Genomic DNA, 22528 nt, shown 5'->3' on the forward strand with positions numbered 1-22528 from the left:
ATTAGAACATATATAGAACATTGGCAACGGAGCTTCACGCCCAGCGCGCGATTGCCTGCTCCGCGGTCAGCATTTCCGGCGCGCGGATCCCCGTCCGTGCGTCGGCGAAGCGCGGCGCCGGGGCCGCCTGCTTCACCCCCTCCGCATCAACATAGCTGCCCCGCCCCATATTGTGCGGATGGTGGGGCGCCTCGGCAAAGCTTAGCACCGGCGTGACGCAGGCATCGGTGCCGGCGAAGATTTGGGCCCATTCGTCGCGGGATTTCTGCAGGAAGCGCGCGGCGAACCCTTCGGCCAGCTCGGGCCAGCGGCTGGGCGGATATTGCGGATGATCGGCGGGGTCGAGCTCCAGGCCCTGCAGGCACGCTGCGTAGAATTGCGGCTCCAGACAGCCGACCGCGACATACCGGCCGTCCGCGCATTCGTAGCAGCGGTAGAAATGGGCGCCGCCGTCCAGCAGGTTGGCTTCGGGGCGGTCTTGCCAGCGCCCGCCTGCGAGGAAGGCGTGGAACATCGACAGCAGGTTGATCGTGCCCTCCGTCATCGCGACGTCGATCACATCCCCCTGCCCCGTTCCGCGCGCGCGGATGATGCCGGCGAGGAGGCCTGAAACCAGGAACATGGCGCCGCCGCCATAATCGCCGACCAGATTCAGCGGCGGCACCGGCGGCTCCCCGGCGCGGCCGATCGCGTGCAGCGCGCCGGTCAGCGAGATATAATTAATGTCGTGCCCGGCCATCGGCGCGAACGGCCCGGTCTGGCCCCAGCCGGTCATCCGGCCGAAGGCGAGGCGCGGATTGCGCGCGTGCAGCGTCTCGGGTGCGAGGCCGAGGCGTTCCATAACACCCGGCCGATAGCCCTCGACCAGCGCATCGGCCTTGTCGATCAGCGCGAGCGCGATGCTCCGGCCGGCGTCGGTCTTCAGGTCGGCCTCGACCGTCGCGCGGCTGCGGTTCAGGACGGAACCGCCCATCATCGCGATGCCTGGCCGCACCAGCCGCACCACGTCAGCGCCCATGTCGGCCAGGATCATCGCAGCGAGCGGCACCGGGCCGATCGCCTCCATCTCGACGATCCGCACCCCCGCCAACGGCCCCTGCCCTCTCGCCATAGTCTCTCCCTTTGCTTCCTTGTTCGCCCGAACGACCGGGGCTTGTCCAGCGGCTGGCCCGGGCCTAAACGGCGCGCGTGACGGGTTCCCCGAGAGGGGAAGCAAAAGGGAACGCGGTGTGATGCCGCGGCTGCCCCCGCAACTGTGACCGGCGAGCCGGCGCGCCACTGAAGCCACTGGAGTCACGCTCCGGGAAGGCGGCGCGACCAGCACTGACCCGGGAGCCAGGAGACCTGCCCGCCGCCGCTGTTCATCTGGCCGGGCGGGGTGCACCGGGCGGACGAAGAGAGCGGCGCTCTCCTTCGCAAGAACGGCAACGACCGTAACTTGTGAAGGAACCAGTCATGCCATTTCCCCTTTTCGTCCTCCTCGCCGCCGCAGCCGCGGACGAGATCGTCGTGACTTCGGCCCGCGCCCCGCAGTCCGCCGCCGAGACCGGCCAGGCGGTCACGGTGCTGGACCGCGAGCTGATCGTGCAGCGCCAAGCGGTGGTCGTATCCGACCTTCTCGCGCAGACGCCGGGCGTGGCGGTCAGCCGCAACGGCGGCGCGGGCGGGTTCACGGGCCTGCGCCTGCGCGGCGCCGAGGCGGAGCAGACTTTGGTGCTGATCGACGGGGTGAAAGTGAACGACCCGTCGTCGCCGGGCGGCGGCTTCGACTTCGCCAATCTGCTCGCCGACAATATCGAGCGGATCGAAGTGCTGCGCGGGCCGAACTCCGTGCCCTGGGGCAGCCAGGCGATCGGCGGCGTGGTGAACATCGTCACTGCCCCGCCAAGCTCCGACCCGACCTTTACCGCCCGCGCCGAAGGCGGTTCGTTCGGCACCGCGCAGGCGGTCGCGAACGGAAGCTTCACCGCCGGCCCGGTCACGGCGTCGCTGGGCGGCGGCTATTTCACGACCGACGGCATCTCCGCGGCACGTACGGGCACGGAGCGCGACGGCTATGAACGCTATGCCGCGAACGGGCGAGTCGAGGTGTCGCTGACCGACAGCATCGCGATCGACCTGCGCGGCTATTTCGACCATGGCCGCACCGAGCTGGACGGGTTTCCGGCGCCGAGCTTCACCTTTGCGGACACGCCCGAATTCTCCACGATTCAGGAACTGTTCGGCTATGCCGGGATTCGGGCCGCCTTCGGATCGCTGGCCAACAGGGCAGCGTTCACTATCGCCGACGTGAACCGCGACAATTTTGACGCTCCGGGCTCTTCGCCAAGCTTCATCGCGCGCGGGCGGGTGGAGCGGTTCGAGTATCAGGGCGACTTGAAGGCAGCGGATTGGGCCCGACTGGTGTTCGGCGCGGAAAGCGAGCGGTCGCGCTTCGGCGACGGAACCTCGGTCTTCCGCACCGGCATCGACAGTCTCTGGGGCGAGCTGATCGTGAAGCCGGTCGCGCCGCTGACCCTGACCGGGGGCGTCCGCCATGACGATCACCGCGATTTCGGCGGACATACGACGTTCGGCGCGAACGCGGCGCTGGACCTCGGCGCGACGATCGTCCGGGCGAGCTATGCGGAAGGGTTCAAGGCGCCGACTCTGTTCCAGCTCCGCTCCGACTTCGGCAATCCGTCGCTGCGGCCCGAGACGGCGCGGAGCATCGATTTCGGCGTCGAGCAGCGGCTGGCCGGCGACGTGCTAAGCGGCAGCCTGACCTGGTTCCATCGCCGCACGCGCAACCAGATCGACTTCACGGCTTGCCGCGCGGACATCCCCGTCTGCGCGGACGGGGCGCGGCCGTTCAACACCTACGACAACATCGCGCAGGCACGGGCGAGCGGGGTGGAAGCGGCGGTCGATGTGCGACCGAGCGCGCGGCTGCGGATCAATGCGGCCTATAGCTGGCTGGATGCCGAAAACCGGACGCCCGGCAATCCCGATTTCGCCAAGCCGCTGCTGCGCCGGCCGAAGAGCAGCATCGCGCTGAACGTTGACTGGCGCGCGCCGTTCGGGCTGGCGTTGGGCGGCACGCTGCGGCAGGTTTCGGACAGCGCCGACCGTGACGCATTCGGCAAGCGCGTGCGCCTGGACAGCTATGTGCTGGCGGATGTGCGCGCGGCGGTTCCGGTTTCGGAGCGGCTGGAGCTCTATGGCCGGATCGAGAACCTGTTCGACGCCCGGTACGAGACCGTGCTGGACTACAACACGCCCGGCCGCGCGGCCTATGCGGGCGTGCGGGTGCGGCTCTAGATGAAGCGGGCGGCGCTGGCGCTGTGTGCGCTCGCAAGCGCCTGCGCCGCCCCCGCCCCTGCGCCTGTCGCGGACGGCAACCGCATCGTCTCCACCAATCCCTGCCTGGACGCGATCCTGGTCGAGCTGGTGCCGGCGGCGCGGATCGCGGCGATCAGCCATTTCTCGCAGGACCCGCGATCGAGTTCGATGCCGCCTGGCGTAGCGCGCAGGTTCCGCGCGACCAGCGGGACGGCGGAGGAAGTGATCGCGCTGAAGCCGGGACTGGTGCTGGCGAGCAGCTTCACCGCGCCGGCGACGCTGGCCGCCTATCGGCGGCTCGGCCTCACGGTCGCGACATTCGGGACGGCGGCGACGATCGCGGAGAACCGCGCGCAGATACGAGAGATCGCGCGGGCGGTCGGAGCGCCGGAGCGCGGCGAGGCGTTGGTGGCGCGGATCGATCACGCCGTCGCCGACGCCGCGCCGCCTGATGCAAGGCGCCCGTCCGCGCTGCTGTGGATCGGCGGCAGCAACCTGGTGAACGGGCACGGCACGCTGATCGACGACATGCTGGCCCATGCCGGATTTCGGAATGCGAGCGCCGATTATGGCGTGACGCAGACCGGCGTGCTGCCGTTGGAATATGTCGTCGCGCACCCGCCGGAGGTGGTGCTGACGCCCGAGCGCCGCGCCGGGGCGGACGAGGAGTCGCGACGCGTCGCGCTGCGCACCGAAGCGCTGTCCTCCTCCCATACGAAAGTGACGATCGGCCATTTCCCCGAGCAGCTCTTCTATTGCGGCGGGCCGACGATCGTGCCGGCGATGCAGCGACTTGCGGCGCTCCGGCAGCAGGTGGCGTCATGAGGCGGCTGCCTGTCCTGCTGGTCCTCGGCCTGATTGTGCTCATCGGCTTTGTCTTCTCGCTGACCGCCGGCAAGGTGTGGGTGCCGCTCTCTGCCTGGGGTAGCGGCGACCCGCGCTGGTGGATCATCGTGGAGCTCAGGCTGCCGCGCGCGCTGCTGGGACTGGCGATCGGCGCGGTGCTCGGCCTGTCGGGCGCAGTGCTGCAAGGATATCTGCGCAATCCGCTCGCTGATCCGGCGCTGATCGGCGTGTCCTCGACCGCGGGACTGGGCGCCGTCGCCGCGATCCTGATGGGGCTGGGTGCGGCGCCGCTGGTGCTGTTCGGCAGCGCGATGGCAGGCGCGGCGGCGGCCGTGATGCTGCTGGCGCTGCTGGTCGGGCGATCGGGAAGCGCGCTCGCCTTCATCCTGGCGGGCACGGTGCTGCAGAGCCTCGCCGGATCGATCACCGCGTTCCTGATCAGCATCGCGCCCAACCCGTTCGCGACCGCCGAGATCCTGGGCTGGATGATGGGCGCGCTGACCGACCGCAGCCTGGAGGACGTGGTGCGCGCCCTTCCTTTCATGGCGGCGGGGTGCGCGGTGCTGGCGCTGACCGGCCGCAGCCTCGACCTGCTGAGCCTGGGCGAAGAGACGGCGCGCAGCCTTGGCGTCAGGACCGGACGGCTGCAGGCGGTGATTGCGCTCGGCACGGGCCTCGCGGTCGGCAGCGCGGTGGCGGTGTCCGGCGTGGTCGGGTTCGTCGGACTGATCGTGCCGCATCTGGTGCGCCCGCTGGTCGGGCAGCGGCCGTCGGACGTGCTGCTGCCCTCCGCGCTGGGCGGCGCGGCGCTGGTGCTGTTCGCGGACAGCCTGGTCCGGCTCGCGCCGGGCGCGGAGGAAGTGCGGCTGGGCATCGCGATGGCACTGCTGGGGACGCCGTTCTTCTTCGCGCTGCTGCTGCGCTTTCGCAGGAGCCACGCATGGGCCTGAGCATCGAGAGGCTGACGGTGCGCTTGGGCCAGCGGACGGTGCTGCACGATGTCGCGGCGGAGCTGCTGCCCGGCCGGGTGACGGCGTTGCTCGGGCCGAACGGCGCGGGCAAGTCGAGCCTGCTCCGGGCCATGCTGGCGCTGATCCCGGTGGAAAGCGGGCGCGTGCTGCTCGACGGGAGCGACATGGCCGCGCTCGACGCCAGGACACGTGCGCGGCGGCTCGGCTATCTGCCGCAATCGGCGGAGCTGGCGTGGAACATTCCCGCGCGCTCGCTGGTCGAGCTCGGCCGGGCGCCGCACCGTTCGCCCTTTGCCGGGCTCGGCGAGGCCGACCGCGCCGCGATCGGCCGGGCGATGGCGCTGACCGACACGGTCCGCTTCGCCGAGCGGCTGACGCACGAGCTGTCGGGCGGCGAGCGGGCGCGGGTGCTGCTGGCGCGCGTGCTGGCCGGAGAGCCGGACTGGCTGCTCGCCGACGAACCGCTCGCCAGCCTCGATCCTGCGCACCAGCTGGACATGCTCGGCCGCCTGCACGGTTATGCGGCCGAGGGGCATGGCGTGGTCGTGGTGCTCCACGACCTGAGCCATGCCGCGCGCATCGCCGACGACGTCATGCTGCTGAGCGAAGGCCGGCTGGTCGCGTTCGGCGCTGCCGAGGAGGTGCTGCGGCCGGAGCTGCTGGAACAGGTCTATGGCATCGGCTTCGAGCGGATCGGCGTGCACCTCATCCCAACGCCTCCCGCACGCGTGCCTCATAGTCCGGCGGGCAGATGAGGAGGTCGGGCAGCAGCGTCTCGCGGGCGTTGTAGGTGCAGGGGGAGCCGTCGACGCGCGTCGCGACCATGCCGGCGCCGAGCGCCACGGCGACGGGCGCGGCATTGTCCCATTGGTGCTGGCCGCCGGTGTGGAGGTAGATGTCCCCCTGCCCCAATAGCACCGCCATCGCCTTGGCGCCGGCCGACCCCATCGGCACCAGCTCGCCGCCGAGCCGATCGGCCAGTTGCGTGCATTCGGCCGGCGGGCGCGTGCGGCTGACGAGCAGGCGGGGGCGATCCGGCCGCCCGACCGGCGGTGGCGGCTGGTCGGAGCGGAGCAGCCTGCCCTGCGCGGGAAGCGCGACGGCACCGACCGCGGCATGGCCGTCGATCGAAAGCGCGACGTGCACGGCCCAGTCGTCGCGGCCTTCGGAATATTCGCGGGTGCCGTCCAGCGGATCGACGATCCAGACGCGGCGGCTGTCGAGGCGGGAGAGGTCGTCGATCCGCTCCTCGGACAGGATCGCGTCCGCCGGGCGCAGCGCCGACAGAGCCGACATCAGCCAGGCGTTGGCGGTCACGTCGCCGGCATCGCCGAGCGCCTTGCCTTCGACCGTGCCGCTTTGGCGCAGGGCCAGCAGCAGCCGGCCGGCGGTTTCCGCCAGCTTCGCCGCGAGATCCTCGTCGGTCATTCCTCGACGGGCCCTGTGCTGAGGATCGCGGGCGCGGCGCGGCGCAGGCGGGCGAACTCCGCGACTTGCCTGCCGACCAGCTCCAACTGCGCCGAGGCGCCGGGATCGGAGCATTGGCTGTCGCGGAACATGCCGGCGGTGCTGCGGATCGCGGCGCCGAGCGGCGTCGGCCAGCCGCGGAGCGCATGGACGATCGATCGCATCGTCGCCAGCGTCGAGCCCGTCGCCTGCCAGCCATAGGCGGTCACGATCAGGCCGACCGGCAGGCCGTCGAGATAGACGCGCGAATCCTTCGACGTCTCCTCGATATAGTCGATCGCGTTCTTGACCAGGCCGGAGATCGAGCCGTGATAGCCGGGGCTGGCGATGATCAGCCCGTGCGCGCCGCGGATTGCGGCGACCAGCTTGCGCACCTCGGCCGATTGATCGGCTGCTCCATGCGCATAATGCGGAAGCGAAGCGAGGAACGGGCCGTCGAACAACGCTACGTCGGCCCCTTCGGCGGCGGCGGCGCGGAGCGCGATCGTCAGCGCCTGTTCGGTCGAGGAGCAGGGCGTGGTCGTGCCGCCGATTCCGACGATGGACAGCTTTTCAGGCATGCAGTCTCCCCGCTAGAGCAGCGGCATGCCAAAGCATATCCGCCCGCGCCGGTCGATGCTCTACGTGCCCGGCGACAAGCCGCGCGCGCTTGAGAAAGCGCGCACCCTGCCCTGCGACGCGATCCTGCTGGACCTGGAAGACGCGGTCGCGCCGGAAGCGAAGGAGACCGCGCGCCGCACGATCGCAGAGGCGGTGCGCGCGGGCGGCTATGGATCGCGCGAGCTGATCCTCAGGGTCAACGGCGTCGCGTCCGACTGGGCGGAAGCGGACCTGAAGCTTGCGTCGGAGCTGCCCGTCGACGGGGTCCTGATCCCGAAGGTCGAGGACGAAGGCGCGGTGCGGCATGTCGAGGCGCTGGTGCCGGACACGGCGCTGTGGTGCATGATCGAGACGCCGCGCGGCGTGCTCTGCGCGCCCGAGATCGGCGGCGCGAGCGAGCGGCTGACGGGGTTCGTCGCCGGCACGAACGACCTGACCAAGGAACTGCGCGCGCGGCACGTGCCGGACCGGGCGCCGCTGCTTACCAGCCTGTCGCTGATCCTGCTGGCGGCGCGGGCGCACGGGCTGGCAGCGATCGACGGCGTGCATCTGGGGCTGGACGATCCGGACGGCTTCGAGGCCGCGTGCCGGCAGGGCGTGGAGCTGGGCTTCGACGGCAAGACGGTCGTGCACCCGAGCACGATCGAGGCGGCGAACCGCATCTTCGGTCCCTCGCCGGAAGCCGTCGCGAAGGCGCGGGAGATCGTCGCCGCCTGGGCCGCCGCGCGCGCCGAAGGCAAGGGCGTGGCGCGGATCGGCGGTGCGATGGTCGAGCAATTGCACGTCGACGAGGCGCAGCGGCTGATCGATCTGGCCCATCAGATCGCGGGCCACGACGCGAAAGGTCACGAAAGGTCGCACTGACGTACGCGCTTGCGGCTTGCACAGGCGGACGATTGATCGAGCGGATCGATCAGATGAAGATCCAGGCAAGCGCCGCATCCTGGGACCATGCCAGAGAGATTGGCGTGTAGGACAGACAAAATCCTCCCCGAGCTCTGCTCGGGGAGGAGGACCGCTCGCCGCAGGCGAGAGGTGGAGGGGCCGCAGCGAAGCGAGGACTGCTGACTCTCCGCTTCGCTCCGAGCCCCTCCACCACGCCCTATCGGGCGCGGTCCCCCTCCCCTCGCTTCGCGAGGGGAGGATCTATTCGGCCGCCTCGACCCGCACCAGCAGCGTGCCTTCGCTGACCTGGGCGCCGGGGGTGGCGTTCAGTTCGGTGATCGTGCCGTCGAACGGCGCGGTCAGCGTGTGCTCCATTTTCATCGCTTCCAGCGTGACCAGCTTCTGGCCTTTGGTGACCGATGCGCCCGAAGTGACCTCGACCGCGATGATGCGGCCCGGCATCGGCGAGGTGATCGCACCGTCGCCGGCGGCGCCGGCATGCGTCCCGGACGCGCGGTAAGGCTGCACCAGCCAGGTCTGGCCTTCCTCGCTCAGCAGGACCGGCTCCGGCACAGCATGTTCATCGGCGACCAGCGGATCGTCACTGTCCGAGCCCGGAAACGCGACGGCCATTTTTTGATCATTGACCGCCAGGAGCACCATCCGCCGCGGGGCTGCATTCAGCCGGAAGCCGGCCAGCGGCTGCTCCGCCAGCGCCGCAGCGACATCGGCCAGGGCCTCGTCCGACGGCATCGCGGGCGGGATCAGCGCTTCGCCGTCGCGTCCGATCAGGCCGGTATCGACGGTGCCGGCAACGAAGTCGGGATGCTCCAGCGCACGAACCAGGAAGCCGGCGTTGCTGCGAACGGGCCAGACGATGCTTTCGTCCAGCGCTTCCGCCAGATCGAGCCTGGCTTCTTCCCGCGCGGCACCATGCGCGATCACCTTGGCGATCATGGGATCGTAGAAGGGCGAGACTTCGGCGCCTTCGGTCACGCCGGTGTCGATCCGGACGCCCTCGCCGAGCATGAAGGCTTCGAGCTTGCCGATGCTCGGCAGGAAACCCTTGGCCGGGTCTTCCGCATACAGCCGCGCCTCGATTGCCCAGCCGTTGATGCTGAGCTCGTCCTGGCGCTTGGGGAGCGGCTCGCCGCTGGCGACGCGGAGTTGCCATTCGACCAGGTCCTGGCCGGTGATTTCCTCGGTCACCGGGTGCTCGACCTGGAGGCGGGTGTTCATTTCCATGAACCAGATGCGGTCGGCGCGCAGGCCTTCGGAGGCGTCGGCGATGAACTCGATCGTGCCGGCGCCTTCATAGTCAACGGCCTTGGCTGCCTTCACGGCAGCGGCGCAGACGGCTTCGCGCGTGGCCGCGTCCATGCCGGGCGCGGGGGCTTCCTCCATCACTTTCTGGTGGCGGCGCTGGAGCGAGCAGTCGCGTTCGAACAGGTGGACGACCTGCCCCAAGCTGTCGCCGAACACCTGCACTTCGATGTGACGGGGCGAGAGGATGTATTTCTCGATCAGCACCCGGTCGTCGCCGAAACTGCTGGCGGCCTCGCGTTTGCACGAGGTGAGCGCATCGGCGAAGTCCTCGGGCGCGTCGACACGGCGCATGCCCTTGCCGCCGCCGCCGGCGACCGCCTTGATCAGCACCGGATAGCCGATCGCATCGGCCTCGGCCTTCAGGTGTTCGGGCGATTGATCCTCGCCCAGATAGCCGGGCGTGGTGGGCACGCCCGCTTCCTGCATCAGCTTCTTGGCCGCATCCTTCAGGCCCATCGCACGGATGGAATGCGGTTTCGGCCCGACCCAGATCAGGCCGGCGTCGATGACGGCCTGGGCGAAGTCGGCATTCTCGGAGAGGAAGCCGTAGCCGGGGTGGATCGCCTCCGCGCCGGTTTGTTTAGCGGCGGCGATGATCTTGTCGCCGACGAGATAGGATTCGCGCGCGGGGCTGGGGCCGATGTGCACGGCCTCGTCAGCCTGGCGGACGTGAAGCGCCCTGGCGTCGGCGTCGGAATAGACGGCGACCGTGCGGATGCCGAGCCGGCGCGCGGTGCGGATGATCCGGCAGGCGATCTCGCCGCGATTGGCGATGAGGAGGGATTTCAGCATGGTGAGACCTCAAGTCCTCCCCCAGCTTGCTGGGGGAGGGGGACCATGCGAAGCATGGTGGAGGGGCGCGCGAAGCGCGAAACGGGGGCTGTCAGGTGATCAAAGGCTCCGGACGGGCATATCGGCGCGCGAAAGAGCTGCGCCGCGATATGAGCCTGCCCGAAATCCTGCTTTGGCGGCAGCTTCGCAGGAAGCAGACGGGATTTCATTGGCGCAAGCAACATCCGGCCGGAGAGTATGAACTCGACTTCTACTGCGACCGCGCAAAGCTTTGCGTGGAGGTCGATGGCGAGGCGCATGAGCGCGGTGATCGGCCGCGAAAGGATGCTCGGCGGGATCGCTGGCTTCTGACCCGGGGAATTCGGACTTTGCGAGTTCCTGCGCAAGAAATTTTGACCAATCTTGATGGCGTGCTTGCCTTGATCGGCGCCATCGCGCGCAAGCGCGCGCCCCTCCACCGTCCTTCGGACGGTCCCCCTCCCCCAGACAAGCTGGGGGAGGATTGTTAGACCACCCTTTCCCATCACATCCGGAACACGCCGAACTGGGGGCGTTCGGGGATGGGGGCGTTGAGGGTGGCGGCGAAGGCCAGGCCCAATACGTCGCGGGTTTGCGCGGGGTCGATGACGCCGTCGTCCCAGAGGCGGGCGGTGGCGTGGTAGGGGTTGCCTTCGTCTTCGTAACGCTGGCGGATCGGGGCCTTGAAGGCTTCGGCCTGTTCCGGCGTCCAGGAGCCCGCGTCGCGGTGGACGGTCGCGAGCACGCTCGCCGCCTGTTCGCCGCCCATCACGCTGATGCGGCTGTTGGGCCAGGTGAAGAGGAAGCGGGGGCTGTAGGCCCTGCCGCACATGCCGTAATTGCCGGCGCCGAAGCTGCCGCCGATCAGGACGGTGATCTTGGGCACGCTCGCGGTGGCGACGGCGGTGACGAGCTTTGCGCCATGTTTCGCAATGCCTTCCGCCTCATATTTCCCGCCGACCATGAAGCCGGAGATGTTCTGGAGGAACAGCAAGGGAATGCGGCGCTGGCAGGCGAGCTCGATGAAATGGGCGCCCTTTTGCGCGCTTTCGGAGAAAAGGATGCCGTTGTTGGCGAGGATCGCGACCGGCATGCCCCAGATGTGCGCGAAGCCGCAGACGAGGGTGCTGCCGTAGAGAGCCTTGAACTCGTGGAACTCCGAGCCGTCGACCAGCCGCGCGATAATTTCGTGCACGTCGTAAGTCGCGCGGACGTCTTCGGGGATGATGCCGTAGAGGTCTTCCGGGTCGTATTTGGGGGGGCGCGGACCCCGCAGGGCTCCGGCCTGCGCCGGAGCACCCAGGTGGGAAACGATATCGCGGACGATCGTCAGCGCGTGCTCGTCATTTTCGGCGAGGTGGTCGACGACGCCCGATTTGCGCGCGTGCAGGTCGCCGCCGCCAAGGTCTTCGGCGGAGATAATTTCGCCGGTCGCGGCTTTCACCAGCGGCGGGCCGGCGAGGAAGATGGTGCCCTGGTTGCGGACGATCACCGTCTCGTCCGACATGGCGGGAACGTACGCGCCGCCGGCGGTGCAGCTGCCCATCACGCAGGCGATCTGGGGGATGCCCTGCGCCGACATGTTCGCCTGATTGAAGAAGATGCGGCCGAAATGGTCGCGATCGGGGAACACCTCGGCCTGGTGCGGCAGGTTGGCGCCGCCGCTGTCGACCAGATAGACGCAGGGGAGACGGTTCTGCTCGGCAATCTCCTGCGCGCGGAGATGCTTCTTGACCGTCATCGGATAATAGGTGCCGCCCTTCACCGTCGCGTCGTTGCAGACGATCATGACCTGGCGGCCGGAGACGCGGCCGATACCGGCGATCATGCCGGCGCCGGGGACCTCTCCCTCATACATGTCGCAGGCGGCGAGCTGGCCGATCTCGAGGAACGGCGAGCCGGGATCGAGCAGGCGCTCGACGCGGGCGCGGGGCAGCAATTTGCCGCGCTCTGTGTGGCGGGTGCGCGCTTTCTCGCTTCCTCCCAGCGCGGCGGTCGCGACGCGGGCGCGCAAATCCTCCGCCAGCGCGCGATTGTGCGCGGCGCGGGCGCGGAATTGCTCGGAATCGGATTGGATCGCGGTCGAAAGGACGGGAGCGGACATGCGCGTTCAGCACCTAGCCAGCCGCTTTGCGCTTGGGAAGGGCTGGCCGCGTTGCGCCTGCGGCGCTAACCCTGACGGCAATCAAGGATCGAGAGGATGCTCCGTGCGTAAATTCCTGATTTCCCAAGCGCTTCTGCTCGGCTATGCGGCATCGACCGCGCCCGCGATCGCGGCGGCGCTGTCGGGCGTGAACATGAGCTATGTCGACAGGAGCGTCGCGCCGGGCGACGATTTCGAGGAATATGCGAACGGCGCCTGGCGCAAGAGCGCCGAGATGCCGGCCGACCGCGCCTCGATCGGCGTGAGCTACGACGTCCAGCTGAAGGCCGAGAAGCGCACCGCCGACATCATCCAGGGCGCCGGCGCATCGAAGCCGGCCGCGGGCACCGAAGCGCGCAAGATCGCCGATTATTATGCGGCCTATCTGGACACGGCAGCGATCGACCGCAAAGGCCTCGCGCCGGTGCAGCCGGAGCTGACGGCGATCGCGGCGATCAGCGACAAGAGCGCATTGTCGGCAAAGCTGGGTGCGAACATGCGCGCCGACACCGACCCGATCAACGCGACGCATTTCGCCACCGAGAATCTGTTCGGCCTGTTCGTCACGCAGGACCTGCAGCGCCCGGCCGTGACCGTGCCGTACCTGATGCAGGGCGGGCTCGGGCTGCCCGACCGCGACTATTACCTGTCAGCCAAGCCGGCGATGGCGGAGATCCGCACCGCCTATCGTGCCTATGTCGAGAAGCTGCTGACGCTGGCGGGCATCAGCGACGCCGCCGCGCGCGCGGACCGGATCATGGCGCTGGAGACGAAGATCGCCCAGGCGCATGCCACGATCGAGGAAAGCCAGGACGCGCATCGCGTCCAGGCGTGGAAGCGCGGCGACTTCGCGGGCAAGGCGCCGGGCATCGACTGGGATGCCTATTGGCGCGCGGCAGGGCTGCCGAACCAGCAGGATTTTTCCGCCTGGCAGCCGGACGCGATCGTCAAGCTGTCGGCGCTGGTCGCGAACGAGCCGCTGGAGAGCTGGCAGGACTGGCTGGTGTTCCACACGATCAACCAGAACGCGTCGGTGCTGCCCAAGGCGATCGACGACGCGCATTTCGACTTCTACGGCAAGACGCTGACCGGCACGCCCGCGCAGTTGAGCCGGGCGCGGCGCGCGATCGCCGCCGTCAACGGCGCGCTCGGCGATGCGGTCGGGAAAATCTATGCAAAGCGTTATTTCCCCGCTTCGTCCAAGGCCGAGATCGAGGGGATGGTGAAAAACATCGTCGCCGCTTTCGATGCGCGGCTGGTCAAGATCGCCTGGCTCGCGCCGACGACCAAGGCGGAAGCGCGCCGGAAGCTGCAGGTGCTGAAAGTCGGCGTGGGCTATCCGTCGACCTGGCGCGACTATTCGACGCTGGCGGTGCGCGCGGACGACGCGTTCGGCAATCTGCAGCGCGCGGAGCTGTTCGAATATCGTCACCAGCTGGCGAAGATCGGCAAGTCCGTCGATCGCGGCGAATGGTGGATGACGCCGCAGACGGTGAATGCGGTCAACCTGCCGCTGCAGAACGCGCTGAACTTCCCGGCGGCGATCCTGGAATCGCCCTATTTCGACGCGCGGTTCGACGCGGCGGCGAACTACGGAGCGATCGGCGCGACGATCGGTCACGAAGTCAGCCACAGCTTCGACAATCTGGGCGCCGATTTCGATTCCACCGGTCGGCTGCATAATTGGTGGACGCCGGAGGACCTGAAGCGCTTCCAGCAGGCGGGCGCGGCGCTGGCAGCGCAATATGACGCCTATCAGGCGCTGCCGGGCCTGCACCTGAAAGGGAGCCAGGAGCTCGGCGAGAACATCGCCGACGTGGCCGGGCTGACGGCGGCGTACGAGGCCTATCACAAGTCGCTGAGCGGGAAGCCGGCGCCTGTGATCGACGGGCTGACCGGCGACCAGCGCTTCTTCCTCGCCTTCGCGCAGAGCTGGCGCACCAAGATGCGCGACCAGGCGCTGCGCGCGCGCGTGGCGACCGACGTCCACGCGCCGGCGCGGTGGCGGGTGCAGACGGTGCGGAACCTCGACGCGTGGTATCCGGCGTACAAGGTGACGCCGGGGCAGACGCTGTACCTGGCGCCGGGCGAGCGGGTGAAGGTGTGGTAGTTGGGTCCTCCCCGAGCTTGCTCGGGGAGGGGGACCGCGGCGCGAAGCGGCGCTGTGGAGGGGCCGGAGCGAAGCGAAGGGTCTTTCCGTCGGCTGCGCCGCCGGCCCCTCCACCATGCTTCGCATGGTCCCCCTCCCCTCAGCCGAGCTGAGGGGAGGATCTGAAGTTACGCAGCCCCGATCAGCTCCCGGCCGATCAGCATGCGGCGGACTTCGTTGGTGCCGGCGCCGATGTCGAGCAGCTTGGCGTCGCGGGCGTAGCGTTCGACGGGCCAGTCCTTGGTGTAGCCGGCGCCGCCCAATGCCTGGATCGCCTCCAGCGACACGCGGACCGCGTTCTCGCTCGCCAGCAGGATCGCACCCGCCGCGTCGAAGCGAGTGGTGCGGCCGGCGTCGCAGCTTTTCGCGACCGCATAGACATAGGCGCGGGCCGATTGCAGCGCGACGTACATGTCCGCGACCTTGGCCTGCATCAGTTGGAAAGCACCGATCGGCTTGCCGAACTGCTTGCGCTCACGGACGTACGGGATGGTCACGTCCAGGCAGGCCTGCATGATGCCGAGCTGGACGCCTGCGAGCACCGCGCGCTCATAGTCGAGGCCCGACATCAGCACGCCGACGCCGCCGTTCAGCGGACCCATCACATTCTCTTCGGGCACTTCGCAGTCGTTGAAGACCAGCTCCGCCGTGGGCGAGCCGCGCATGCCCATCTTGTCGATCTTCTGGCCGATCGAGAAGCCGGGCATGTCCTTCTCGATCAGGAAGGCGGTGATGCCGCGGCTGCCCTCGCCCGTCTTCGCATAGACGACGAGCGTATCGGCATAGGCGGCGTTGGTGATCCAGAATTTGGTGCCGTTCAGGACATAGCCGCCCTGCACCGCGTCGGCGCGCAGCTTCATGCCGACCACGTCCGAGCCGGCGCCCGCCTCGGACATGGCGAGGCTGCCGACATGCTCGCCGGAGATGAGCTTGGGGAGATACTTCGCCTTCTGGTCCTCGTTGGCCCAACGGCGAATCTGGTTGACGCAGAGGTTCGAGTGCGCGCCGTAGGAAAGGCCGATCGAAGCTGAAGCGCGGCTCACTTCCTCGACCGCGATCACATGCTCCAGATAGCCGAGGCCAAGGCCGCCATCCGCCTCGTCGACGGTGATGCCGTGCAGGCCGAGCGCGCCCATGTCGGGCCACAGCTCTTTCGGGAACCAGTCGTCGGCGTCGATCTTCGCGGCGATCGGCTCGATCCGCTCCTCGGCGAAGCGGCGCGTGGTGTCGCGGATCATCTCGGCATGCTCGCCGAGCTGGAAGTCGAAATCGGGCGTGGCAATGCTGGTCATGGGTTCGCTCTTTCGAGAATGCGGCGGGCCTGTTTCAGGTGGGGCGCGTCGATCATGCGGCCGTCCAGCTGCAACGCGCCGGCATGGGGATTGGCGTCGAACGCCGCGACGACGGCGCGGGCATGGGCGACGGCCTCGGCCGAGGGCGTGAAGGCGGCGTTGATGACGGGAATCTGCATCGGATGGATCGCCATCATGCCGGTGAAGCCGTCGCGCGCCGCCGCCTCCGCGACCCGCTTCAGCCCGTCGAGATCGCGGAAGTTCGGATAGACCGTCTCGATCGGCTGCACGCCCGCCGCCGCCGCGCCGAACAGGGTCAGCGCGCGGGCGACCTGGTAGGGTGGCAGGTAAGCGCCTGCATCGTCGCGCGAGGCGGCCGCGCCGATCGCCGCCGGCAGGTCCTCCGCACCCCAGGTGATGCCGGCCAGATGTTCCGCGACCGGGGCATAATCGCCGAGCCGGAACACGGCGGCGGGCGTCTCGGTGGCGATCGGCAGGATCGGGACATGGCGGCCGCGCAGCCGGTGCCGCAGATCGGCGATAGAGCGTGCCCCCTCTGCCTTGGGCAGGACGATGCCATCGGGCGCGGCCGACAGCACCGCGTCCAGGTCCTCGTCCGAGTCGGCGCTGCCGGCGGGATTGATGCGGACGAACAGAGCGCAGCGGCGGTCCGCGCGCCCGAGAAAGTCCGCGACCATTCCACGCGCCGCGGCCTTGTTGGCGGGCGCGACCGAATCCTCCAGGTCGAGGATCAGTGCGTCGGCGCCGAGGTCGAGCGCCTTTTCCATCCGCTCCGGCCGGTCGCCGGGCACGAACAGCAGCGAGCGGAGCCTCATTTGTCCTTCTTCGGGTGGCGGCGGCGGATCAGCGCGGTGCGCAGGCAGCGGCAGACCAGCTGGTTGCGCTGGTTGTACATCGTGTGCTCGAACGTCACGATGCCGGCGTTCGGGCGCGACAGGCTCTCGCGCAGCTCCAGGATTTCGGTCTCCGCGCGGAGCGTGTCGCCGATGAACACCGGCGCCGGCATCGTCACCTTGTCGTAGCCGAGGTTCGCGACCAGCGTGCCGAGCGTGGTGTCGCCGACGGAGACGCCCACCATCAGCGCGAAGGTGAAAGTGCCATTGACGAGGATCTGGCCGAACTCGCTCGCCCGCGCCGCCTCCAGGTCGATGTGCAGCGGCTGCGGGTTGTGGGTGAGCGTGGAGATCAGCAGATTGTCGGTCACGGTCACCGTGCGCCGGATCTCATGCTCGATCCGGTCCCCCACCGCCCAGTCTTCGAAATATCGTCCGGCCATAATCCCCTCGGCCCTAGAATAAGAGTTTCGCCGCGCCTAGCGCCAGCAGGAAGCTCGTGACGGTCGCGGCGACCACCGGCATCGAGGCGCGCCAGCCCTGTTTCAGGAGCAGGTTCATCGGCGAGCGGATGCCGGTCGCGACCACGGCGAGCAGCAGCAGCGCGGTGGTGCCGATCTTGGCGACGCGCGCGACCTCGGTGGGCAGCGTCACGACCGAGTTCAGCACGGTCAGCACCAGGAAAGCGACGATGAACCACGGCACCGGCGGCGCGCCAGGCCGCTCCGTGCCGTCCTTCGGCAGGGTCAGCGTGACCAGCAGCAACGTTGGCGCGAGCAGGGCGACGCGCGTGAGCTTCACGATCGCGGCCGTCTGGCCCTGCACCTCGCCCAGCGAATAGCCGGCGCCCAATGCCTGGGCGACGTCGTGGATCGACGCGCCCAAAAGGAAGCCGGCCGCGTGCGGGCTGAGGCCCAGCAGCATCGACAGCGCCGGATAGGTCGACATGGCGAGCGCGCTGGCGGCCGAGACCGCGACCAGCACCAGAGTCAGCTGCGCCTGGTTGACGCGCTTTTCGCCGAGCGCGCTGGACAGCGCGAGCGCCGCCGACGCGCCGCAGATCGCGACCGATCCGCCGGCGAGCGTCCCGAACGCGGCGCCCATGCCGAGCGCGCGCGAGACCAGCGTGCCGACCGACATCACCACCAGGATCATCACGCCGATCGCGACGAAACTGGGCCAGCCGAGCGCCGCGATCTCCCAGATCGTCACTTGCAGCCCGACCAGCACGATCCCCCACCGCAACAGCGTTTTGGACGCGAAGCCGAGCCCGGCGTGCAGCCGCGCGTCCGCGTTGAGGAAATTGAAGGCGAGGCCGATCAACAGCCCCATCAGCATCAGCGGCGCGTGATAATGATCGCCGAGCCAGGCCGCCGCCAGGGCCGCGAGCGTCGTGATGGCGAGGCCGGGGACGTAGGCGAGCAGCTTCGCCCGCGGTCCCTTCGCGGCGGGTGCGGCGTCATATTCCAGCAGGTCGCCGAACAGATCGGCCGCGGCGGGCAAGGGTCGCTGGGTCGGTTCGGCATCGGCCATGGGCGCGGCTGTAGCGGCAGAATTGCGGCCGTGGAACACCCCCGCCCTGCCCTCGTTCTGCGATCGTTACGAACGGCGAGGCTGGGTTGGAGCATTCACCGCCACAAAATGGGCACGCGGCGGTGCCGCCCGTGCACACGCCCCGGGCGGCAAGCCTGGTGCCGCTGGCAGCGGGCGTGGTCGGCGTCGGCGCGCTCTACCTTGCCCGCGACGTGCTGGTGCCGATCGTCCTGGCGGTGCTGCTCGCCTTCGTGCTGGCGCCGCTGGTCGGGCTGTTCCGGCGGTTGCGGCTGGGGCGGACCTTGTCAGTCGTGATCGCGGTGCTGCTGGCGCTGGGGACGCTGGGGCTGACCGGCGCGGTGATCGGCCAGCAGGTCGCGAGCCTGGCGCCCGACGTGCCGCGCTATGCCGAGACGATCCGCGGCAAATGGATCGCGCTCGGCCATTCGAGCGTCGCCGAGCTGCCGGAAGCGGTCAATCGCCTCGCCAGCCGGTTCGAGACGCCGCCGCCGACCCGCCCAACGCCGCGCCTCTCCCGCCGCGCCGCGCAGCCGATCCCCGTCGAGGTCCACCAGCCGCCGGAAACCGGCTGGGTCACCGCGCGCCGGCTGCTCGGCCCTGTGGTCGGCCCGCTCGAGACGTTCATCATCGTCCTGGTCGTCGCCGTCTTCATCCTGCTGCAGCGCGAGGACCTGCGCGACCGCATCATCCGGCTGTTCGGATCGTCGGACCTGCACCGAACCACCGTCGCGATCGACGAGGCGGCGGCGCGGCTGTCCCGCTATTTCCTGACGCAATTGCTGCTGAATTCGCTGTTCGGCGCGGTGATCGCGCTCGGCCTCTACTGGATCGGCATCCCCTCGCCTCTGCTCTGGGGATTGCTGGCGGCTATCCTGCGTTTCGTCCCCTATGTCGGTGCGTTCCTGGCGGCGCTGCCGCCACTGCTGCTCGCCATCGCCGCTGAGCCGGGGTGGAGCTATGCGATCATGACCGCCGGCCTGTTCCTCGCCGCCGAGCCGATCATGGGCTATGTCGTCGAGCCTTTGGTCTATGGCCATTCGACCGGCCTGTCGCCGCTGGCCGTGATCGTCGCCGCGATCTTCTGGACCTGGCTCTGGGGGCCGATCGGCCTGCTAATGTCGACGCCGATGACGCTCTGCCTGGTCGTGCTCGGCCGGCACGTGCCGCAGCTGGAGTTCATCGACGTGCTGTTCGGGGACCGGCCCGCGCTGACCCCGGTCGAGAGCTTCTACCAGCGCATGCTGGCGGGCGACGAGCATGAGGTCCATGACCAGGCCGAGCAATTGCTGAAGGAGCGCCCGCTCTCCTCTTATTATGACGAGGTGGTGGTGGGCGGATTGCGGCTGGCGCTCGCCGACCGCCGCCGGGGCGCGCTGACCCGCGGCGCGCTCGACGCGATCGTCGAGTCGACTCGCGACCTGGTCGACAGCCTGGCCGATCACGAGGACGTCGAGCCCGACGAGGACGAGACCGGGCCGGCCGACCCTCCGCTCGACCAGCGCCGGCTGCCGAGCGAGCCGCCGCCCGAGCCGCCAGCGCGGACCGGCCTCACGATCCTGTGCGTCGCAGGTGCGGGCATGGCCGATCCGGTCATTGCGGCCATGCTCGCGCAATTGCTCGCCAAGCATGGTCAGCGGCCGGTCCTGTGCGATGCGACGCTGGCGACCGAGTGCGATCCGGTCGTCGTGTGCCTGGCGGGCGCCGCCTTCCGCGGTTCCTCGCCGCGCTGGCGGTCGATCGAAGCCAGCGCCCGCCGCCGCTGGCCGGACGCGCGCATCGTGCGGGGGCTGCTGCGCGACAGCCGCACCGACACCGAGGACACGCGCGCCAGCCTGCGCGACATGGTCGAGACCTGCGCCAGAGGTTAATCGTTTCGCAGCCATTTCCATTTACCACGTCCATAACCGACCAGGAGTGTGGGACGTGCGCTACGAAGACGAGCATTTCCGCGATCAGCGCGTGCAGCTCGACGGCAACGAGTTCGAGGGGTGCCGCTTCACCAACGTGCTGTTCGACTATGCGGGCGGCCCCGTCTATCTGAGCGGATGCCGGTTCGAGGGATTTTCATGGCATTTCGCGGGCGATCTCGGCCGCGGGCTGCAGATGCTGGCCCAGCTCTACGCCGCCAGCCCGGCCGCGGCGCTGACCCAGCTGTCCAAGGCGCTGTTCCCCAAGCCGGGCATGGCGCCCGGCACCTTCCCCCGCCCCGCCGAACCGGCCGAGGCGGCGCCGGAGCAAGATCCCGCGCCCGACCCATTCGACTATTCGCGCCTGCACGCCAGCATCCGCCGCGCCCCCAAACTGGCGCGCGCGGCGGGCCATTGCTGAACTGAAAGGGTGGTAGCGGAGGAGGGACTTGAACCCCCGACACGCGGATTATGATTCCGCTGCTCTAACCAACTGAGCTACTCCGCCCCAAGGCGTGCGGCCCTATAGGTAAGGGCTTGGCGGGGGTCAACAAGGTCAGTGACGCCGTAGTAATCCGTCATCCCGGGCTTGACCCGGGACCCACCTTCTCATCCAAGACAGGTAGGCTCCGGATCAAGTCCGGGGTGACGAAGGAGATCGGGTTGCATTTTTTCAACGTGCTGATCGTGGGGTCCGGGCATGGCGGCGCGCAGGCGGCGATCATGCTGCGGCAATCGGGGTTCGGAGGCTCCCTCGCGATCGTCGGCGAGGAACCGGAACTGCCCTATGAACGTCCGCCGCTTTCCAAGGACTATCTGGCCGGCGAGAAGGGATTCGAGCGGCTGCTGATCCGGCCCGAGCGCTTCTGGAGCGAGCGGAACGTGGCGCTGCTGCAGGGGCAGCGGGTGCTGAGCGTCGATCCGGCGCTGCACGAAGTCGCGACCGATGCCGGCGAGCGGATCGGCTATGGCACGCTGATCTGGGCGGCAGGCGGCCGACCGCGGCCTCTGCCCTGCCCCGGCGCCGACTGCGCGGCCGTGCATTTCGTCCGCAACCGCGCTGACGTGGACGCGATGATGGCGAAGCTGGCGAGCCTCGAGCGGGTCGCGGTGATCGGCGGCGGCTATATCGGCCTGGAAGCGGCGGCAGTGCTGACCAAACTCGGCAAGCGCGTCAGCCTGTTCGAGGCGCTGCCGCGCGTGCTGGCGCGGGTCGCGGGCGACGTGCTGTCGCGCTTCTACGAAGCCGAGCACCGCGCACGCGGAGTCGACCTGCGGCTGAACGCGCAAGTCGAGGCGTTCGAGACTGATAGCGGCGGCCTGACGGGCGTGCGGCTGGCGGACGGCGAGACGGTGGCGGCGGACCTGGCGATCGTCGGCATCGGCATCATTCCCGAGGTCGAGCCGCTGATCGCCGCCGGGGCGGCGGGCGCCAACGGCATCGATGTCGACGCGCAATGCCGGACCAGCCTGCCGGATATTTTCGCGGTCGGCGACTGCGCGGCGCATGCGAACCGCTTCGCCGGCGGCGCGCGGGTGCGGCTGGAATCGGTGCAGAACGCGAACGACCAGGCGACGGTGGCGGCGAAGACGATCATCGGCGAGGAAGTGGCGTACGAAGCGACGCCGTGGTTCTGGTCGAACCAGTATGACCTGAGGCTGCAGACGGTCGGGCTGTCGATCGGGCATGACGAGGTGGTGCTGCGCGGCAGGCCCGACGAGCGGAGCTTTTCGGTCATATACCTGAAGGGCGGCCGCGTGATCGCGCTCGACTGCGTCAACGCGACGAAGGATTATGTACAGGGCCGCAAGCTGGTCGAGGCTGGCGCGGAAATCGACCCGCTGGCGCTGGCGGATGTGGGGCGGCAGCTGAAGGAGCTGCTCTAGCGGAACCGATGCTCGCTGAGCGCTTCCCACGGGCCGCCGCGATACCACCAGCTTGCCAGGCCGGCGATCTTCAGCGGGCGCGGGGCGAAGCTGGCTTCCAGCTCGCCCAACAGCGCCTTGGCGGCCTTTGCCGTCACCTTGTTCTGGACGGTGATATGCGGGCGCCAGGCGGCAAGGTCCTGCGGGATCAGCAGGCCGGCGAAATGGTCGGCGAGGCGGTCGCGGATCGCTTTCAGCTCCGGACTGTCGACCTGATAGGCGACGCCTTCCCCCAGATGGCGCAGGCCGGACAGGCGCGCGGGCGGCGCCGGCGCGCGCGTCTCCGCCTTCAGCCGGTCGCGCAGCTCCGGCGCCACGCTCGGCGGCAGATGGTGGAACAAGGTGATGTGGGCCGGCACGAGATTCCGGTCGGGCGGGAAATGGGCACGGCGCAGGCCGTCGGCCCAGGCGAAATCGCTTGCGCCGAGCAGGGCGGTGACGATGATCGGCGCGGGCATGTTCATGGAAGGACCCCCG

At 69.1% G+C, this 22528-nt stretch carries 20 protein-coding genes, 1 tRNA gene and 1 riboswitch; of the genes, 10 read left to right on the top strand and 11 right to left on the bottom strand.

The window, feature by feature from the left end; genetic code table 11:
* Positions 1-34: 34 nt before the first annotated feature.
* A complete protein-coding gene (locus tag GON01_RS01010) occupies positions 35-1111 on the bottom strand; it encodes a CaiB/BaiF CoA transferase family protein (RefSeq protein ID WP_157025154.1) in 1077 nt (358 codons plus the stop codon).
* 65 nt (positions 1112-1176) lie between these two features.
* Positions 1177-1366: riboswitch (cobalamin riboswitch) on the top strand.
* Between the two features lie 89 nt (positions 1367-1455).
* Here GON01_RS01010 and GON01_RS01015 point away from each other — a divergent pair.
* Genes GON01_RS01015 through GON01_RS01030 form a run of 4 tightly spaced genes read left to right on the top strand, consistent with a single transcriptional unit; the run spans position 1456 to position 5893 of the window.
* Positions 1456-3300 (top strand): TonB-dependent receptor plug domain-containing protein, encoded by a 1845-nt coding sequence (locus tag GON01_RS01015; protein WP_157025156.1) that lies wholly within the window; start codon positions 1456-1458, stop codon positions 3298-3300.
* On the top strand, positions 3301-4146 hold the full coding sequence (locus tag GON01_RS01020) for an ABC transporter substrate-binding protein (RefSeq protein WP_157025158.1): 846 nt from the start codon (positions 3301-3303) through the stop codon (positions 4144-4146).
* Positions 4143-5117 (top strand): FecCD family ABC transporter permease, encoded by a 975-nt coding sequence (locus tag GON01_RS01025; RefSeq protein WP_157025160.1) that lies wholly within the window; start codon positions 4143-4145, stop codon positions 5115-5117. Before GON01_RS01020 ends, GON01_RS01025 begins: the two co-directional genes overlap by 4 nt.
* Complete coding sequence (locus GON01_RS01030) at positions 5108-5893, top strand: ABC transporter ATP-binding protein (protein WP_157025163.1); 786 nt, start codon at positions 5108-5110, stop codon at positions 5891-5893. The genes GON01_RS01025 and GON01_RS01030 overlap by 10 nt, the downstream gene beginning before the upstream one ends.
* On the opposite strand, the gene GON01_RS01035 is transcribed toward GON01_RS01030, so the two are convergent.
* A complete protein-coding gene (locus GON01_RS01035) occupies positions 5844-6566 on the bottom strand; it encodes a 3'(2'),5'-bisphosphate nucleotidase CysQ (protein WP_157025165.1) in 723 nt (240 codons plus the stop codon). The two genes, GON01_RS01030 and GON01_RS01035, sit on opposite strands and share 50 nt — an antisense overlap.
* A complete protein-coding gene (locus GON01_RS01040; protein WP_157025167.1) occupies positions 6563-7165 on the bottom strand; it encodes an NADPH-dependent FMN reductase in 603 nt (200 codons plus the stop codon). Before GON01_RS01040 ends, GON01_RS01035 begins: the two co-directional genes overlap by 4 nt.
* A gap of 25 nt (positions 7166-7190) precedes the next feature.
* Between GON01_RS01040 and GON01_RS01045 the strand changes: the two genes are divergently transcribed.
* Complete coding sequence (locus GON01_RS01045) at positions 7191-8069, top strand: HpcH/HpaI aldolase/citrate lyase family protein (protein ID WP_157025169.1); 879 nt, start codon at positions 7191-7193, stop codon at positions 8067-8069.
* 282 nt (positions 8070-8351) lie between these two features.
* On the opposite strand, the gene GON01_RS01050 is transcribed toward GON01_RS01045, so the two are convergent.
* Positions 8352-10208, bottom strand: a complete 1857-nt coding sequence (locus GON01_RS01050) for an acetyl/propionyl/methylcrotonyl-CoA carboxylase subunit alpha (RefSeq protein ID WP_157025171.1) — start codon at positions 10206-10208, stop codon at positions 8352-8354.
* Positions 10209-10303: 95 nt separating this feature from the next.
* Between GON01_RS01050 and GON01_RS01055 the strand changes: the two genes are divergently transcribed.
* Complete coding sequence (locus tag GON01_RS01055; protein ID WP_181600158.1) at positions 10304-10717, top strand: endonuclease domain-containing protein; 414 nt, start codon at positions 10304-10306, stop codon at positions 10715-10717.
* A 14-nt stretch (positions 10718-10731) separates the two neighbouring features.
* On the opposite strand, the gene GON01_RS01060 is transcribed toward GON01_RS01055, so the two are convergent.
* Positions 10732-12330 carry a carboxyl transferase domain-containing protein gene (locus GON01_RS01060; protein ID WP_157025172.1) on the bottom strand — a complete coding sequence of 533 codons (1599 nt, stop codon included), beginning with the start codon at positions 12328-12330 and terminating at the stop codon, positions 10732-10734.
* 103 nt (positions 12331-12433) lie between these two features.
* Between GON01_RS01060 and GON01_RS01065 the strand changes: the two genes are divergently transcribed.
* On the top strand, positions 12434-14479 hold the full coding sequence (locus GON01_RS01065; RefSeq protein WP_309503700.1) for a M13 family metallopeptidase: 2046 nt from the start codon (positions 12434-12436) through the stop codon (positions 14477-14479).
* Between the two features lie 167 nt (positions 14480-14646).
* On the opposite strand, the gene GON01_RS01070 is transcribed toward GON01_RS01065, so the two are convergent.
* The 4 genes from GON01_RS01070 to GON01_RS01085 are packed head-to-tail and all read right to left on the bottom strand — an operon-like array spanning position 14647 to position 18197.
* On the bottom strand, positions 14647-15810 hold the full coding sequence (locus GON01_RS01070) for an isovaleryl-CoA dehydrogenase (protein WP_157025176.1): 1164 nt from the start codon (positions 15808-15810) through the stop codon (positions 14647-14649).
* Entirely contained in the window at positions 15807-16646 is an 840-nt protein-coding gene (locus tag GON01_RS01075; RefSeq protein WP_157025178.1) for an HpcH/HpaI aldolase/citrate lyase family protein, read from the bottom strand. Before GON01_RS01075 ends, GON01_RS01070 begins: the two co-directional genes overlap by 4 nt.
* On the bottom strand, positions 16643-17107 hold the full coding sequence (locus GON01_RS01080) for a MaoC family dehydratase (protein WP_157025179.1): 465 nt from the start codon (positions 17105-17107) through the stop codon (positions 16643-16645). Before GON01_RS01080 ends, GON01_RS01075 begins: the two co-directional genes overlap by 4 nt.
* A gap of 13 nt (positions 17108-17120) precedes the next feature.
* Positions 17121-18197 carry a YeiH family protein gene (locus GON01_RS01085; protein WP_157025182.1) on the bottom strand — a complete coding sequence of 359 codons (1077 nt, stop codon included), beginning with the start codon at positions 18195-18197 and terminating at the stop codon, positions 17121-17123.
* A 131-nt stretch (positions 18198-18328) separates the two neighbouring features.
* On the opposite strand from GON01_RS01085, the gene GON01_RS01090 reads away from it, so the two are divergent.
* Positions 18329-20086 (top strand): AI-2E family transporter, encoded by a 1758-nt coding sequence (locus tag GON01_RS01090; RefSeq protein ID WP_181600159.1) that lies wholly within the window; start codon positions 18329-18331, stop codon positions 20084-20086.
* A 55-nt stretch (positions 20087-20141) separates the two neighbouring features.
* Positions 20142-20546, top strand: coding sequence for a hypothetical protein (locus GON01_RS01095; protein WP_157025185.1), 405 nt, complete (start codon positions 20142-20144; stop codon positions 20544-20546).
* Positions 20547-20556: 10 nt separating this feature from the next.
* Here the strand turns inward: GON01_RS01095 and GON01_RS01100 are convergent.
* Positions 20557-20633 (bottom strand) — tRNA-Met (locus tag GON01_RS01100).
* A 155-nt stretch (positions 20634-20788) separates the two neighbouring features.
* Between GON01_RS01100 and GON01_RS01105 the strand changes: the two genes are divergently transcribed.
* Positions 20789-22012 (top strand): NAD(P)/FAD-dependent oxidoreductase, encoded by a 1224-nt coding sequence (locus GON01_RS01105; RefSeq protein WP_157025187.1) that lies wholly within the window; start codon positions 20789-20791, stop codon positions 22010-22012.
* Here the strand turns inward: GON01_RS01105 and GON01_RS01110 are convergent.
* Positions 22009-22509, bottom strand: coding sequence for a 2'-5' RNA ligase family protein (locus GON01_RS01110; protein WP_157025698.1), 501 nt, complete (start codon positions 22507-22509; stop codon positions 22009-22011). The genes GON01_RS01105 and GON01_RS01110 overlap by 4 nt on opposite strands.
* Between the last annotated feature and the right edge of the window lie 19 nt (positions 22510-22528).

This window comes from Sphingomonas horti (assembly GCF_009753715.1).
Taxonomy (GTDB): Bacteria; Pseudomonadota; Alphaproteobacteria; order Sphingomonadales; family Sphingomonadaceae; genus Sphingomonas_B; species Sphingomonas_B horti.

What these genes read in the sequence shown, in the direction of transcription:
- GON01_RS01010 (WP_157025154.1), bottom strand. Translation starts at nt 1,111, where the DNA reads ATGGCGAGAGGGCAGGGGCCGTTGGCGGGGGTGCGGATCGTCGAGATG.
- GON01_RS01015 (WP_157025156.1), top strand. Translation starts at nt 1,456, where the DNA reads ATGCCATTTCCCCTTTTCGTCCTCCTCGCCGCCGCAGCCGCGGACGAG.
- GON01_RS01020 (WP_157025158.1), top strand. Translation starts at nt 3,301, where the DNA reads ATGAAGCGGGCGGCGCTGGCGCTGTGTGCGCTCGCAAGCGCCTGCGCC.
- GON01_RS01025 (WP_157025160.1), top strand. Translation starts at nt 4,143, where the DNA reads ATGAGGCGGCTGCCTGTCCTGCTGGTCCTCGGCCTGATTGTGCTCATC.
- GON01_RS01030 (WP_157025163.1), top strand. Translation starts at nt 5,108, where the DNA reads ATGGGCCTGAGCATCGAGAGGCTGACGGTGCGCTTGGGCCAGCGGACG.
- GON01_RS01035 (WP_157025165.1), bottom strand. Translation starts at nt 6,566, where the DNA reads ATGACCGACGAGGATCTCGCGGCGAAGCTGGCGGAAACCGCCGGCCGG.
- GON01_RS01040 (WP_157025167.1), bottom strand. Translation starts at nt 7,165, where the DNA reads ATGCCTGAAAAGCTGTCCATCGTCGGAATCGGCGGCACGACCACGCCC.
- GON01_RS01045 (WP_157025169.1), top strand. Translation starts at nt 7,191, where the DNA reads ATGCCAAAGCATATCCGCCCGCGCCGGTCGATGCTCTACGTGCCCGGC.
- GON01_RS01050 (WP_157025171.1), bottom strand. Translation starts at nt 10,208, where the DNA reads ATGCTGAAATCCCTCCTCATCGCCAATCGCGGCGAGATCGCCTGCCGG.
- GON01_RS01060 (WP_157025172.1), bottom strand. Translation starts at nt 12,330, where the DNA reads ATGTCCGCTCCCGTCCTTTCGACCGCGATCCAATCCGATTCCGAGCAA.
- GON01_RS01070 (WP_157025176.1), bottom strand. Translation starts at nt 15,810, where the DNA reads ATGACCAGCATTGCCACGCCCGATTTCGACTTCCAGCTCGGCGAGCAT.
- GON01_RS01075 (WP_157025178.1), bottom strand. Translation starts at nt 16,646, where the DNA reads ATGAGGCTCCGCTCGCTGCTGTTCGTGCCCGGCGACCGGCCGGAGCGG.
- GON01_RS01080 (WP_157025179.1), bottom strand. Translation starts at nt 17,107, where the DNA reads ATGGCCGGACGATATTTCGAAGACTGGGCGGTGGGGGACCGGATCGAG.
- GON01_RS01085 (WP_157025182.1), bottom strand. Translation starts at nt 18,197, where the DNA reads ATGGCCGATGCCGAACCGACCCAGCGACCCTTGCCCGCCGCGGCCGAT.
- GON01_RS01110 (WP_157025698.1), bottom strand. Translation starts at nt 22,509, where the DNA reads ATGCCCGCGCCGATCATCGTCACCGCCCTGCTCGGCGCAAGCGATTTC.